Below are 13,266 nucleotides of genomic sequence, written 5' to 3'. Positions count from 1 at the left end.
GCTCGCGATAGCGGTTCGACAGTCAACTTTTCAGTGTCTGACATTTCGCGATCGCGAGCAGGCTCACTCCTACAGGGGATGGAGCCAGGCTTTGGATCTGGCTCCATTTGTGGTCAGCCTTCGAGCTTGCTTTTCAGCAGTTCGTTCACTTGCTGCGGGTTGGCCTTGCCTTTGGAGGCTTTCATGGCCTGGCCGACGAAGAAGCCGAACATCTTGCCGCGTTTGGCTTCATCCGCCGCGCGGTACTGTTCGACCTGCTCGGCGTTGGCCGCGAGCATTTCATCGAGCACGGCCGAAATCGCGCCGGTGTCGGTGACTTGCTTCAGGCCACGTTTTTCGATGATCTCGTCAGCACTGCCTTCGCCGTTGGCCATCGCTTCGAACACCACTTTGGCGATCTTGCCGGAGATGGTGTTGTCCTTGATGCGCTGCAGCATGCCGCCCAGCTGCTCGGCGGAAACCGGCGATTCGTCGATGTCCACGCCTTGCTTGTTGAGCAGGCTGCCCAACTCGACCATCACCCAGTTCGCCGCCAGTTTCGCGTCGCCGCCGATGGCCGCGACCTTCTCGAAGTAATCCGCCTGCTCGCGGCTGGTGGCCAGCACGTTGGCGTCGTAGGCCGACAGACCGAACTGGCTCTGGAAGCGCTCGCGTTTCTGCGGTGGCAGTTCCGGCAGGGTGGCGCGCACCTCGCCGAGGAACGACTCTTCGATGACCACGGGCAGCAGGTCCGGATCGGGGAAGTAACGGTAGTCGTTGGCTTCCTCTTTCGAACGCATCGGACGGGTCTCGTCCTTGTTCGGATCGTACAGGCGGGTCTGCTGGATCACTTTGCCGCCGTCTTCGATCAGCTCGATCTGGCGCTGGATCTCGGAGTTGATCGCCTTCTCGATGAAGCGGAACGAGTTGACGTTCTTGATCTCGCAGCGCGTGCCGAACTCGACCTGGCCTTTCGGGCGGACCGAGACGTTGCAGTCGCAACGCAGCGAACCTTCGGCCATGTTGCCGTCGCAGATGCCCAGGTAACGCACCAGCGCGTGGATCGCCTTGACGTAAGCCACGGCTTCCTTGGCGCTGCGCATGTCCGGCTCGGAAACGATTTCCAGCAGCGGCGTGCCGGCACGGTTCAGGTCGATGCCGGTGGCGCCGTTGAATTCTTCGTGCAGGCTCTTGCCGGCGTCTTCTTCCAGGTGCGCGCGGGTGATGCCGACGCGTTTGACCGTGCCGTCTTCCAGGGCGATGTCCAGGTGGCCTTTACCGACGATCGGCAATTCCATCTGGCTGATCTGATAGCCCTTCGGCAGGTCCGGGTAGAAGTAGTTCTTGCGCGCGAACACGTTGTGCTGACCGATCTCGGCGTCAATCGCCAGACCGAACATCACTGCCATGCGCACCGCTTCCTGGTTGAGCACCGGCAGCACGCCGGGCATGCCCAGGTCTACAAGGCTGGCCTGGGTGTTCGGCTCGGAGCCGAACGTGGTGGAACTACCGGAAAAGATTTTCGACCGGGTGGTGAGCTGAGTGTGAATCTCCAGCCCGATCACGACTTCCCATTGCATGTGTGTCTCCTCAGAAGCCGGTTGGGGTGCGGGTGTGCCAGTCAGTGTTGAGCTGATACTGGTGGGCAACGTTCAACAGGCGACCTTCCTGGAAATACGGCGCGAGCAACTGCACGCCCACCGGCAGACCGTCGACAAAACCGGCCGGCATCGACACGCCCGGCAGGCCGGCGAGGTTGGCGGTGATGGTGTAGACGTCTTCCAGATAGGCAGCGACCGGGTCGCTGTTCTTCGCGCCAAGCTTCCAGGCCGGGTTCGGTGTGGTCGGGCCGAGGATGATGTCGACTTCATTGAACGCCGTCATGAAATCGTTTTTCACCAGACGACGGATCTTCTGCGCTTTCAGGTAGTAGGCGTCGTAGTAACCGGCGGACAGCGCGTAGGCACCGACCATGATCCGGCGCTGCACTTCAGGCCCGAAGCCTTCGCCACGGGAGCGCTTGTACAGGTCGATGAGGTTTTCAGGGTTTTCGCAGCGATGGCCAAAGCGCACGCCGTCGAAACGCGACAGGTTCGAGGAGGCTTCTGCCGGGGCGATCACGTAGTACGCGGGAATCGCGTGCTGCATGTTCGGCAGGCTGATTTCCTTGATCACCGCACCGAGCTTCTGCAACTGCTGGATGCTGTTCTGGATCAGTTCGGCAATGCGCGGGTCGAGACCGGCGCTGAAGTATTCCTTCGGCACGCCAATGCGCAGGCCTTGCAGGGAGTCGCCGAGGCTGGCGGAGTAATCCGGCACGGGCTCATCGATGCTGGTCGAGTCGTTCTGGTCGAAACCGGCCATGCCTTGCAGCAGAATCGCGCAGTCTTCAGCGGTGCGCGCGAGCGGGCCACCCTGATCGAGGCTGGACGCGTAGGCGATCATGCCCCAGCGCGATACGCGACCGTAGGTCGGTTTCAGGCCGGTGAGGTTGGTGAATGCCGCCGGCTGACGGATCGAGCCGCCAGTGTCGGTGGCGGTCGCGGCAGGCAACAGGCGAGCAGCGACAGCGGCGGCCGAACCACCGGACGAACCGCCCGGTACGTGCTCCAGATTCCACGGGTTTTTCACCGCGCCGTACCAGCTCGACTCGTTGGCCGAACCCATGGCGAATTCGTCCATGTTGGTCTTGCCCAAGGTCACGGCGCCGGCCGCAGCCAGCTTCGCCACCACGGTGGCGTCATATGGCGCCTTGAAGTTGTCGAGCATCTTCGAGCCGCAGCTGGTGCGAATGCCCTGGGTGCAGAACAGGTCTTTGTGGGCGATCGGCGCGCCGAGCAGGGCGCCGCTCTCACCGTTGGCGCGGCGCGCGTCGGCGGCTTTCGCCTGCTCGAGGGCCAGCTCTTCGGTGAGGCTGATGAAACTGTTGAGCTGCGGATCAAGCTGGGTGATGCGCGCCAGCAGGACCTTGGTCAGCTCTTCGGAGGAAAACTTTTTATCGGCGAGACCGCGGGCGATCTCGGCCAGAGTCATTTGATGCATTGCAGGCTCTTTCCCTTTAGTCGATGACTTTCGGAACCAGATACAGGCCGTTTTCGACCGCTGGTGCGATGGACTGGTAGGCCTCGCGGTTATTGGTCTCGGTCACAACGTCGGCGCGCAGGCGCTGACTGGCTTCCAGCGGGTGGGCCAGAGGCTCGATTCCGTCGGTATTAACAGCCTGCATTTCGTCGACCAGACCGAGAATGCTGTTGAGGGCGGAAGTAATGTGTGGAAGATCGGCATCATTGAGGCCAAGGCAGGCCAGGTGCGCGATTTTTTCCACGTCGGAGCGTTCTAGCGCCATCGGGATTCTCCTGTGGAAAACAGAACGGACGGCGTCCGTGTGTTAGATTGTCGGAACACTACCGCACTTCTACGGTCATAAGGCCGCGATTGTGGGGCTTGGTGCACAGAAAAGCGGCCAATTTAACATATTGGCGCCTTGCCCAAAATCCCTGTCGTTGTTAGAGTTTGCCGCACTTTTTTACCCACGCGTTGCCTAGGGTCCCTTTCCCATGTTCAAGAAACTGCGTGGCATGTTTTCCAGCGATCTTTCCATTGACCTGGGCACTGCCAACACCCTTATTTACGTGCGCGAGCGCGGTATCGTCCTGAATGAGCCATCGGTTGTGGCCATTCGGACACACGGTAACCAGAAAAGTGTCGTCGCTGTCGGCACCGAAGCCAAGCGTATGCTCGGCCGTACGCCGGGCAACATTGCTGCCATTCGTCCGATGAAGGACGGCGTGATCGCCGACTTCAGCGTCTGCGAAAAGATGCTGCAATACTTTATCAACAAGGTTCACGAAAACAGTTTTCTGCAGCCCAGCCCTCGTGTGCTGATCTGCGTTCCATGCAAATCCACTCAGGTTGAACGTCGCGCCATCCGTGAATCGGCCCTTGGCGCCGGTGCCCGTGAAGTGTTCCTGATCGAAGAACCAATGGCCGCTGCCATCGGTGCCGGCCTGCCGGTGGAAGAAGCACGCGGTTCGATGGTGGTCGATATCGGTGGTGGTACCACTGAAATCGCACTGATCTCCCTGAACGGCGTGGTCTATGCCGAATCCGTACGTGTGGGCGGCGACCGTTTCGACGAAGCGATCATCACTTACGTACGTCGCAACTACGGCAGCCTGATCGGTGAATCCACCGCTGAGCGCATCAAGCAGGAAATCGGCACGGCCTACCCGGGCGGCGAAGTTCGCGAAGTCGATGTTCGCGGTCGCAACCTGGCCGAAGGCGTTCCTCGCGCATTCACCCTGAACTCCAACGAAGTGCTGGAAGCTCTGCAAGAGTCGCTGGCAACCATCGTTCAGGCCGTGAAAAGCGCGCTGGAGCAGTCGCCGCCGGAACTGGCGTCCGACATCGCCGAGCGTGGCCTGGTGCTGACCGGTGGTGGCGCGCTGCTGCGTGACCTCGACAAGCTGCTGGCGCAAGAGACAGGTCTGCCGGTGATCGTTGCCGAAGATCCGCTGACTTGCGTTGCTCGCGGCGGTGGCCGTGCGCTGGAAATGATGGATAAGCACACCATGGACCTGCTCTCGAGCGAGTAAATCGCCGATTGCATTACGTGGGTGAACGCACAGGCAGCACTTTGCAGTGCTGCCTGTTGGCGTTTATCTTCTGTCAGTCTTCATCCAGGCCGGTTTGATGCCGTATGAATAAACAGAACATTTGCCTGGGAGGAGCGGCTTATTAAACCGCTTTTCGCCAAAGGCCCTTCGTTGGGCGTGCGCCTGTTGGTGCTGGCCGTGCTGTCGGTCGCGCTGATGGTGGTCGATGCGCGTTTCGACCTGCTCAAGCCCGCGCGCAAGCAAGCGTCGCTGGTGCTGATGGACGCCTACTGGATCACTGACCTGCCTGGCAGATTGTGGGACGGGGTTGCCAGTCAGTTTGGCAGCCGCACCGAGCTCGTCGCCGAAAACGAAAAACTCAAGACCGAAAACCTGCTGTTGCAGGGCCGCATGCAAAAGCTCGCCGCCCTGACCGAGCAGAACGTTCGGCTGCGCGAGTTGTTGAACTCCTCCGCGCTGGTCAATGAGAAGGTCGAAGTGGCCGAGCTGATCGGCATGGACCCCAATCCCTTCACCCATCGCATCATCATCAACAAAGGTGAGCGCGATGGCGTGGTTCTGGGCCAGCCGGTGCTCGATGCGCGCGGGCTGATGGGCCAGGTGGTTGAGTTGATGCCTTACACCTCGCGTGTACTGTTGTTGACCGACACCACCCACAGTATTCCCGTACAGGTCAACCGCAACGGTCTGCGAGCGATTGCCAGCGGCACCGGCAACCCGGAACGTCTGGAGTTGCGCCATGTCGCCGACACTGCGGATATCAAGGAAGGCGATTTGCTGGTCAGCTCTGGCCTCGGTCAGCGATTCCCGGCCGGTTACCCAGTGGCCACGGTGAAGGAAGTCATCCACGATTCCGGCCAACCGTTCGCGATTGTCCGTGCCGTGCCGACCGCCGCGTTGAATCGCAGCCGCTACCTGCTGCTGGTGTTCAGCGACAGCCGCACCGCCGAAGAGCGCGCCAACGAAGCCGCCCAGGCTCAGGAACAGCTCGACGCCCACGGTGGCGGTCCGATGTTGCCGGTCAACATACCCAAGCCCTTGATCATGGCCACACCGGCGGCCCCGGCTGCTGCGCCTGCCAGCGAAGCGGCGGCGCCCGCAGCCGCGCCTGCCGCCACACCTGCCACACCTGCCAAGCCTGCGGCGAGCAAACCGCCCGCCGTCGCCAAACCACCGGCCGCGACAAAGCCACCGGCGAAACCGCCAGCCACCACCGGGGGACGAGAATAATGGTCGGGGCCAAAGCTTCGGGTAATGGCTGGATGATCTGGCTGACGTTCGTCATCGGCATCCTGCTCAGTGTCTCGCCGTTGCCGATTTTCATGGAAATCCTGCGCCCGCTCTGGCTGGCCTTGCTGGTGACGTTCTGGGCGTTGTACATGCCGCACACGGTCGGCATGGTCACGGCGTTCTGTCTGGGCCTGGCTGAAGACGTGCTGCAAGGCGATCTGCTCGGGCAGAACGCGTTGATCCTGACGCTGATCACTTTCCTGGTGCTGTCGCTGCAGCAGCGTCTGCGCATGTTTCCGATGTGGCAGCAGTGCCTGGTGATCCTGGTGATTTTCGGTCTCGCACAGCTGGCCCAACTGTGGCTCAGCGCCCTGACCGGCAACCGCCAGCCAACCCTCGCCCTGGTCTTGCCGGCGTTGGTCAGTGCCTTGCTCTGGCCGTGGGTCAGTTTCGCCCTACGCGGATTGTGCCGACGCTACAGAATTTACTGAGCCGGTGAAGCAGGGCGCTGAACAGGGAGATGTTTTGATGAAGCCGCTTTACCTCGCCTCCGGATCGCCGCGCCGGCGTGAATTGCTCACGCAGATCGGCGTGGCGTTCACCGCCATCAGCGCGGACATCGATGAAACCCCTTTAGCCGAAGAATCGCCCTCGGCCTATGTCGAACGCCTCGCGCGCGGCAAGGCTGACGCCGGGCGCCGCAGCGTTGTGTCCGCTGAGCAGTTCTGCGTGCTGGGCGCCGACACCGCTGTGGTGCTCGATGGCAAAATTCTTGGCAAACCGGTGGACGAAGCCGACGCATGCGCCATGCTGATGATGTTGTCCGGCAAGGAGCATGAAGTGCTGACCGCCATCGCCGTGCTCGAAGGCGAGCGCTGCGAGTCGCGGGTGGTACGCAGTCTGGTGCGCTTTCGCCCGATCAGCCGCGAGGAAGCCGGCGCCTACTGGGCCAGCGGCGAACCGCGGGACAAGGCCGGCGGTTACGGCATTCAAGGCCTCGGCGGAGTGTTCGTCGCCGGCCTCAATGGCAGCTACTCAGCGGTGGTCGGCTTGCCCGTTTGCGAAACCTGCGAGGTGTTGGGCCATTTCGGCATACCCTGTTGGCAAAACCTGAACGCGCCATAAGCGTCGTACCCATCCAGATGCGGCCATTATCGTGAACATGCCTGAACGAGATCCTGCCATGAGTGAAGAGATTCTGATCAACATCACGCCGATGGAATCGCGCGTGGCGGTGGTCGAAAACGGTGTGCTGCAAGAAGTCCACGTTGAGCGCACGCAAAAACGCGGGATCGTCGGCAACATCTATAAAGGCAAGATCGTGCGCGTATTGCCAGGCATGCAGGCGGCATTCGTCGATATCGGTCTGGACCGCGCGGCGTTCATTCATGCTGCAGAAATTTCCTTGCGCGAAGGCCCGGCGGTCGAGAGCATCAGTTCGCTGGTGCACGAAGGCCAGAGCCTGGTGGTGCAGGTGACCAAGGACCCGATCGGCTCCAAGGGCGCGCGCCTGACCACGCAACTGTCGATCCCGTCGCGCTATCTGGTGTACATGCCACGCACGGCGCATGTGGGCATCTCGCTGAAAATCGAAGACGAAGCCGAGCGCGAACGCCTCAAGCAAGTGGTCAGCGATTGCGTGGCCAAAGAAGGCATCAAGGAAGCAGGCGGCTTCATTCTGCGTACTGCGGCCGAAGGCGCCGGCGCTGATGAAATTCTCATGGACATCCGCTACCTGCGACGCCTGTGGGATCAGATCAATGAACAGATCAAAACCATCTCCGCGCCGAGCGTGATCTACGAAGACCTCGGCCTCGCGTTACGGACCCTGCGCGATCTGGTCAATCCGAAGATCGAAAAGATCCGCATCGACTCCCGGGAAACCTTCCAGAAAACCACGCAGTTCGTCGCTGAACTGATGCCGGAAATCGCCGATCGTCTGGAACACTATCCGGGCGAGCGGCCGATTTTCGATCTGTACGGCGTTGAGGACGAAATCCAGAAAGCCCTCGAGCGCAAGGTGCCGCTGAAATCCGGCGGCTATCTGGTGGTCGATCCGGCAGAAGCGATGACCACCATCGACGTCAACACCGGGGCGTTCGTCGGCCACCGGAATCTCGAAGAAACCATTTTCAAGACCAACCTCGAGGCGGCGACCGCGATTGCCCGGCAAATGCGCCTGCGCAATCTGGGCGGGATCATCATCATCGACTTCATCGACATGGAAGATGAAGAGCACCAGCGTCAGGTATTGCGCACGCTGGAAAAGCAGCTGGAGCGCGACCACGCCAAGACCAATATCATCGGGATCACCGAGCTGGGCCTGGTGCAGATGACCCGCAAGCGTACCCGCGAAAGCCTCGAGCAAGTGCTGTGCGAGCCGTGCAGCAGTTGTCAGGGCCGGGGCAAACTGAAAACCGCGGAAACCATCTGTTACGAGATCTTCCGCGAAATTCTGCGCGAAGCCCGCGCCTATCAGGCCGAGGGTTATCGGGTGCTGGCAAACCAGAAAGTGGTCGATCGCCTGCTCGACGAAGAATCCGGTAACGTCGCCGAGCTTGAAGGGTTCATTGGCCGCACCATACGCTTCCAGGTGGAAACCATGTATTCCCAGGAACAATATGACGTGGTGCTGCTCTGAACCCCTGCATCACCCTTAATCCAACGCGGCTGGCCTCAGCTTTTCGCAGTATTTTTGCCATGGGAGCCACCTGACATGGAGCGTCTGACACGCATTCTGGCCGCACTCACCCGTTGGGGGCTGGGCCTGTGCGCGTTGGTTCTGGTGTTGATGGCGTTGTATGTCAGTCTCGGTCGCGAACTGACCCCGCTCGTAGCCGAATACCGTGCCGATATCGAAGACAAGGCCAGCGCCGCCCTCGGCATGCCGTTACAGATCGGCGAGCTGGAGGGCAACTGGAGCGGTTTTGCGCCGATCCTGCTGGCGCATGACGTGATGGTCGGCAGCGGCGCCAATGCGCTGCGTCTGGACCGGGTGCGCGCAGTGCCGGATCTGTGGGCCAGTCTGCTCGCCCGCGAAGTACGCATTGCGCATCTTGAATTCAATGGCTTGAAGATCAGCCTCAAGGAAGGCGAGGACGGCCAGTGGGCGCTGGAAGGCTTGCCAGTGCACAACGATCAGCCGTTCGATGCCGCGCAACTGTTCCAACGTTCGCAGATGATTCAGCAACTGTCGATCCTCGACAGCCAGGTGACCCTGCAACCGCTCGATCACCCGCCAATGACCCTGACCTATGTCGGGCTGAACCTGCAAACCGGCGCCAGTCGCCAGCGTCTCGACGCACGACTGACTTTGCCCGACGGCCAGCCTGTGGCGCTGAACCTGCGCACGCGGCTACGTCCGGAGCAGTGGCAGAACAGCACAGTCGACGGTTACGCCAGCCTGCCGCAGAGCGACTGGTCGAAGTGGCTGCCGGAACGCCTGACCCAACAATGGAATTTTTCCCAGATCAAGGCCGGCGGCGAGCTCTGGGTGAACTGGGCCGAGGGCACCCTGCAAAGCGCGGCGTTGCGCCTCAATGCCCCGCAAATCACCGGCGCCTACGCCGAGCGCAAGCCGATCCAGATCAACAATCTCGCGCTCAACGCCTACTACCGCAACAGTGCTGAGGGCGCGAGCGTTATCCTCGATTCGCTGGCGATGAGCTTCGGCGAAACCCGCTGGGAATCGCGCGTGCAGGTGCAGCAGACCCGCGCGACCGACAAGGTCGAAGAGCTCTGGCATTTGCAGGCCGATCGCCTCGACCTGACGCCGCTCACCCCGTTGCTGAACGCGCTGGGGCCGTTGCCGCAGGGTTTCGCCACGGTGGTCGAGCGGCTCAAGGTGACCGGCGGCTTGCGCAATGTCCTGCTGGACTTCCGCCCGAACGCCACCGACGGCACCAAATTCGGCTTTGCTGCCAATCTGGATAACGTCGGTTTCGATGCCTACCACGGTGCACCGGCGGCACGAAATGTCAGCGGCAGCCTGAGCGGCAATCTCGACGGCGGCGAGTTGCGTCTGGACAGCAAGGACTTTGTCCTGCATCTGGACCCGATCTTCGCCAAGCCCTGGCAATACCTGCAAGCCAACGCGCGGCTGACCTGGAAACTCGACAAGGACGGTTTCACCCTGATCGCGCCGTACCTGAAGGTGCTGGGCGAGGAGGGCAAGATCGCCGGCGACTTCCTGATTCGCCTGCACTTCGACCACAGCCAGGAAGACTACATGGACCTGCGTGTCGGCCTGGTCGAGGGCGACGGTCGTTACACCGCTAAATATCTGCCGGCAGTGCTCAGTCCGGCGCTTGACGAGTGGTTGCGCACAGCCATTCTCAAAGGCGCGGTCGATCAGGGCTTTTTCCAGTATCAGGGCTCGCTGAGCAAGAATGCCGGTGAGGCCGATCGCAGCATCAGTCTGTTCTTCAAGGTGCACGACGCTGAACTGGCCTTTCAGCCAGGCTGGCCGCACGTGAGCAAAGTCAGTGGCGATGTGTTCATCGAGGACAGTGGCGTGCGGATCTGGGCTGACAAGGGCCAGTTGCTGGACACTCAGGTCAGCGATGTCTTCGTCAATATTCCCCATGTGCCGGCCGGGCAGAACACTCACCTGTTGCTTGATGGCGCGTTTGCCGGTGGCTTGGGCGATGGACTGAAAATCCTCCAGGAGGCGCCGATCGGCACCGCCGATACGTTCGCCGGTTGGGAAGGCGCGGGTAATCTCACCGGCAAGCTCAAACTCGACGTGCCGTTGGCCAAGGGCGAGCAACCGAAAATCCTTGTCGACTTCAAGACCGCCAACGCCCGCTTGAAACTGGCCGAGCCGAAACTGGAACTGACGCAACTCAAGGGCGATTTCCGCTTCGACAGCGCCAAAGGCCTGAGCGGGCAGAACATCGCCGCGAGGGCATTCGACAAACCCGTCACCGCGCAGATTTTCGCCGATGGCAGCCCCGGCAAGCTCAAGACCCGGGTCGCTGCGACGGGGCAGGTCGAGGTCAAGAAGCTCACTGACTGGCTGGGCGTGACCCAGCCGTTGCCGGTCTCCGGAACGATTCCCTATCAGTTGCAGTTGAATCTGGACGGCGTCGACAGTCAGTTGATGGTCAGCTCGAATCTCAAAGGCGTGGCGGTGGATCTGCCGGCGCCGTTCGGCATGGCGGCGGATGTCGGGCGCGACACTGTATTTCGCATGACCTTGCAGGGGCAGGAGCGGCGTTACTGGGTCAATTACGATCAACTGGCCAACTTCACCTTTGCAGCGCCGCCGAGCAATTTTGCCGAGGGCCGTGGCGAGTTGTTCCTCGGTGCCGGCGAAGCGGTGCTGCCGGGCGCCAAAGGCTTGCGCGTTCGTGGCGTGCTGTCGGAACTGGACGTCGCGCCCTGGCAGGATCTGGTCAACCGGTACGCCGGGCAGGACCCGGGCGGCAGCGCCAAGCAATTGCTCAACAGCGCGGACTTCAAGGTCGGCAAGCTCACGGCAATGGGCACAACTCTGGATCAGGCATCGGTTCAGCTCAATCGCAAGCCCGCAGCGTGGAATCTGGCCCTCGACAGTCAGCAGGCCAAAGGCACGGCGAGCCTGCCGGACGCCAAAGGCGTGCCGATCGCGGTCAATCTGCAATATGTGAAACTGCCGGCGCCGGACCCGGCGGTACAGGCTGACGAAAATGCGCCTGATCCACTGGCTTCGGTCGACCCGACAAAAATCCCGGCGCTGGATATCACCCTCAATCAATTGTTCCTTGGGCCTGACCTGGTCGGTGGCTGGTCGCTGAAAATTCGCCCGACCGCCAAGGGTATCGCCCTGAACAATCTCGACATGGGCCTCAAGGGCATCCTGTTGCAAGGCAACGGTGGCTGGGAAGGCACGCCGGGTTCGACCAGCAGTTGGTACAAGGGGCGCATCGGCGGCAAGAATCTCGCCGACGTGCTCAAAGGCTGGGGTTTCGCGCCGAGCGTGACCAGCGAAGAATTCCACATGGACGTCGACGGCCGCTGGCCGGGTTCGCCGGCCTGGCTGGCGACCAAGCGTTTCTCCGGGACGCTGGATGCCTCGTTGAACAAGGGTCAGTTTGTCGAAGTGGAGGGCGGCGCGCAGGCCTTGCGGGTATTCGGTCTGCTCAACTTCAATTCAATCGGCCGCCGTTTGCGCCTGGACTTTTCCGACCTGTTCGGCAAGGGCTTGAGCTATGACCGGGTCAAAGGCCTGCTGGTGGCCAACAACGGCGTGTATGTGACCCGGGAGCCGATTCGTCTGACCGGCCCGTCGAGCAACCTCGAACTGGACGGCACCCTCGATCTGGTTGACGACAAGGTCGATGCGAAATTGCTGGTGACCTTGCCGGTCACCAACAACCTGCCGATTGCCGCGTTGATCGTCGGTGCGCCGGCGGTTGGTGGCGCCTTGTTCCTGATCGACAAGCTGATCGGTGACCGCGTGGCGCGCTTCGCCAGTGTCAAATACACGGTCAAAGGCCCATGGAAAGAACCGAAAATCACCTTCGACAAGCCGTTTTGAACGGCCCGGCCTTGAAGCGATGGAGTAGCATGGCCAAATACCTCGTTGGGAGTTCGCCATGTCTTTAGCGGTGATTCAAATGGTCAGCCAGAGTGACGTGCTGGCCAATCTGGCTCAGGCCCGGCGCCTGCTCGAACAGGCCGCGGCCGGCGGCGCGAAGCTGGCGGTGCTGCCGGAGAACTTCGCGGCGATGGGCCGTCGCGATGTCGCTGATATCGGTCGCGCCGAAGCGCTGGGCGAAGGGCCGATCCTGCCATGGTTGAAACAGACCGCCCGCGACCTCACCTTATGGATAGTGGCCGGCACGTTGCCGTTGCCGCCGGCGGATCAGCCGACGGCCAGGGCGCATGCCTGCTCGCTGCTGATCAATGACCAGGGCGAAATCGTTGCCCGCTACGACAAGCTGCACCTGTTCGATGTGGATGTCGCCGACAATCGCGGACGTTACCGCGAATCCGATGACTATGCTTATGGCGGCAATGTAGTGGTGGCCGACACGCCAGTGGGCCGTCTCGGTCTGACGGTGTGTTATGACTTGCGTTTCCCCGAGCTGTACAGCGAATTGCGTGCGGCCGGTGCCGAATTGATCAGCGCACCGTCGGCGTTTACCGCGGTGACCGGCGCGGCGCACTGGGAAGTGTTGATTCGCGCGCGGGCCATCGAGACGCAGTGTTATCTGTTGGCCGCAGCGCAGGGTGGGACCCATCCGGGGCCGCGGGAAACCTTTGGCCATGCCGCGATCGTCGACCCGTGGGGGCGCGTGGTGGCCAGTCAGGATCAAGGCGAAGCGGTGTTGTTGGCCGAACGCGACAGCAATGAACAAGCGTCCATCCGGGCGCGCATGCCGGTGACGAGTCATCGGCGGTTTTTCTCGCAGGGCGCGCAGCGGCCTGCTTCAGAACACGAATTTAAGGCGTAAAC

Annotated in this window: 10 protein-coding genes; 7 read left to right on the top strand and 3 right to left on the bottom strand. The window is 61.5% G+C overall.

The window, feature by feature from the left end; genetic code table 11:
* Positions 1-113: 113 nt before the first annotated feature.
* Genes gatB through gatC form a run of 3 tightly spaced genes read right to left on the bottom strand, consistent with a single transcriptional unit; the run spans position 114 to position 3,325 of the window.
* Positions 114-1,559: an Asp-tRNA(Asn)/Glu-tRNA(Gln) amidotransferase subunit GatB gene (gene gatB / locus J3P75_RS23505; RefSeq protein WP_090281763.1), complete on the bottom strand. Its 1,446-nt coding sequence runs from the start codon at positions 1,557-1,559 to the stop codon at positions 114-116.
* A gap of 10 nt (positions 1,560-1,569) precedes the next feature.
* A complete protein-coding gene (gene gatA / locus J3P75_RS23500; RefSeq protein ID WP_434708364.1) occupies positions 1,570-3,021 on the bottom strand; it encodes an Asp-tRNA(Asn)/Glu-tRNA(Gln) amidotransferase subunit GatA in 1,452 nt (483 codons plus the stop codon).
* Positions 3,022-3,037: 16 nt separating this feature from the next.
* Complete coding sequence (gatC, locus tag J3P75_RS23495; RefSeq protein WP_007976465.1) at positions 3,038-3,325, bottom strand: Asp-tRNA(Asn)/Glu-tRNA(Gln) amidotransferase subunit GatC; 288 nt, start codon at positions 3,323-3,325, stop codon at positions 3,038-3,040.
* Between the two features lie 211 nt (positions 3,326-3,536).
* Here gatC and mreB point away from each other — a divergent pair, with 211 nt between their 5' ends.
* From mreB to J3P75_RS23460, 7 genes are all read left to right on the top strand, one after another.
* Complete coding sequence (mreB, locus tag J3P75_RS23490) at positions 3,537-4,574, top strand: rod shape-determining protein MreB (protein ID WP_002555108.1); 1,038 nt, start codon at positions 3,537-3,539, stop codon at positions 4,572-4,574.
* Positions 4,575-4,763: 189 nt separating this feature from the next.
* Complete coding sequence (gene mreC, locus J3P75_RS23485; protein WP_434711359.1) at positions 4,764-5,825, top strand: rod shape-determining protein MreC; 1,062 nt, start codon at positions 4,764-4,766, stop codon at positions 5,823-5,825.
* Positions 5,825-6,316, top strand: coding sequence for a rod shape-determining protein MreD (gene mreD, locus J3P75_RS23480; RefSeq protein WP_090281766.1), 492 nt, complete (start codon positions 5,825-5,827; stop codon positions 6,314-6,316). The genes mreC and mreD overlap by 1 nt, the downstream gene beginning before the upstream one ends.
* Before the next feature lie 37 nt (positions 6,317-6,353).
* Positions 6,354-6,950: a Maf family protein gene (locus J3P75_RS23475; RefSeq protein WP_434708363.1), complete on the top strand. Its 597-nt coding sequence runs from the start codon at positions 6,354-6,356 to the stop codon at positions 6,948-6,950.
* A 58-nt stretch (positions 6,951-7,008) separates the two neighbouring features.
* Positions 7,009-8,466, top strand: coding sequence for a ribonuclease G (gene rng, locus J3P75_RS23470; RefSeq protein ID WP_434592345.1), 1,458 nt, complete (start codon positions 7,009-7,011; stop codon positions 8,464-8,466).
* Positions 8,467-8,541: 75 nt separating this feature from the next.
* Positions 8,542-12,345: a YhdP family protein gene (locus J3P75_RS23465; RefSeq protein WP_434708362.1), complete on the top strand. Its 3,804-nt coding sequence runs from the start codon at positions 8,542-8,544 to the stop codon at positions 12,343-12,345.
* 58 nt (positions 12,346-12,403) lie between these two features.
* Positions 12,404-13,264 (top strand): carbon-nitrogen hydrolase family protein, encoded by an 861-nt coding sequence (locus J3P75_RS23460; RefSeq protein ID WP_434708361.1) that lies wholly within the window; start codon positions 12,404-12,406, stop codon positions 13,262-13,264.
* The last annotated feature ends 2 nt before the right edge of the window (positions 13,265-13,266 follow it).

Source organism: Pseudomonas sp. R1-1 (genome assembly GCF_051132135.1).
Taxonomy (GTDB): Bacteria; Pseudomonadota; Gammaproteobacteria; order Pseudomonadales; family Pseudomonadaceae; genus Aquipseudomonas.
This window is presented reverse-complemented; position numbering and strand designations above follow the sequence as displayed.

Excerpts from the sequence above, each read along its gene's own strand:
- gatB (WP_090281763.1), bottom strand. The coding sequence starts at position 1,559 with ATGCAATGGGAAGTCGTGATCGGGCTGGAGATTCACACTCAGCTCACC.
- gatA (WP_434708364.1), bottom strand. The coding sequence starts at position 3,021 with ATGCATCAAATGACTCTGGCCGAGATCGCCCGCGGTCTCGCCGATAAA.
- gatC (WP_007976465.1), bottom strand. The coding sequence starts at position 3,325 with ATGGCGCTAGAACGCTCCGACGTGGAAAAAATCGCGCACCTGGCCTGC.
- mreB (WP_002555108.1), top strand. The coding sequence starts at position 3,537 with ATGTTCAAGAAACTGCGTGGCATGTTTTCCAGCGATCTTTCCATTGAC.
- mreD (WP_090281766.1), top strand. The coding sequence starts at position 5,825 with ATGGTCGGGGCCAAAGCTTCGGGTAATGGCTGGATGATCTGGCTGACG.
- J3P75_RS23475 (WP_434708363.1), top strand. The coding sequence starts at position 6,354 with ATGAAGCCGCTTTACCTCGCCTCCGGATCGCCGCGCCGGCGTGAATTG.
- rng (WP_434592345.1), top strand. The coding sequence starts at position 7,009 with ATGAGTGAAGAGATTCTGATCAACATCACGCCGATGGAATCGCGCGTG.
- J3P75_RS23465 (WP_434708362.1), top strand. The coding sequence starts at position 8,542 with ATGGAGCGTCTGACACGCATTCTGGCCGCACTCACCCGTTGGGGGCTG.
- J3P75_RS23460 (WP_434708361.1), top strand. The coding sequence starts at position 12,404 with ATGTCTTTAGCGGTGATTCAAATGGTCAGCCAGAGTGACGTGCTGGCC.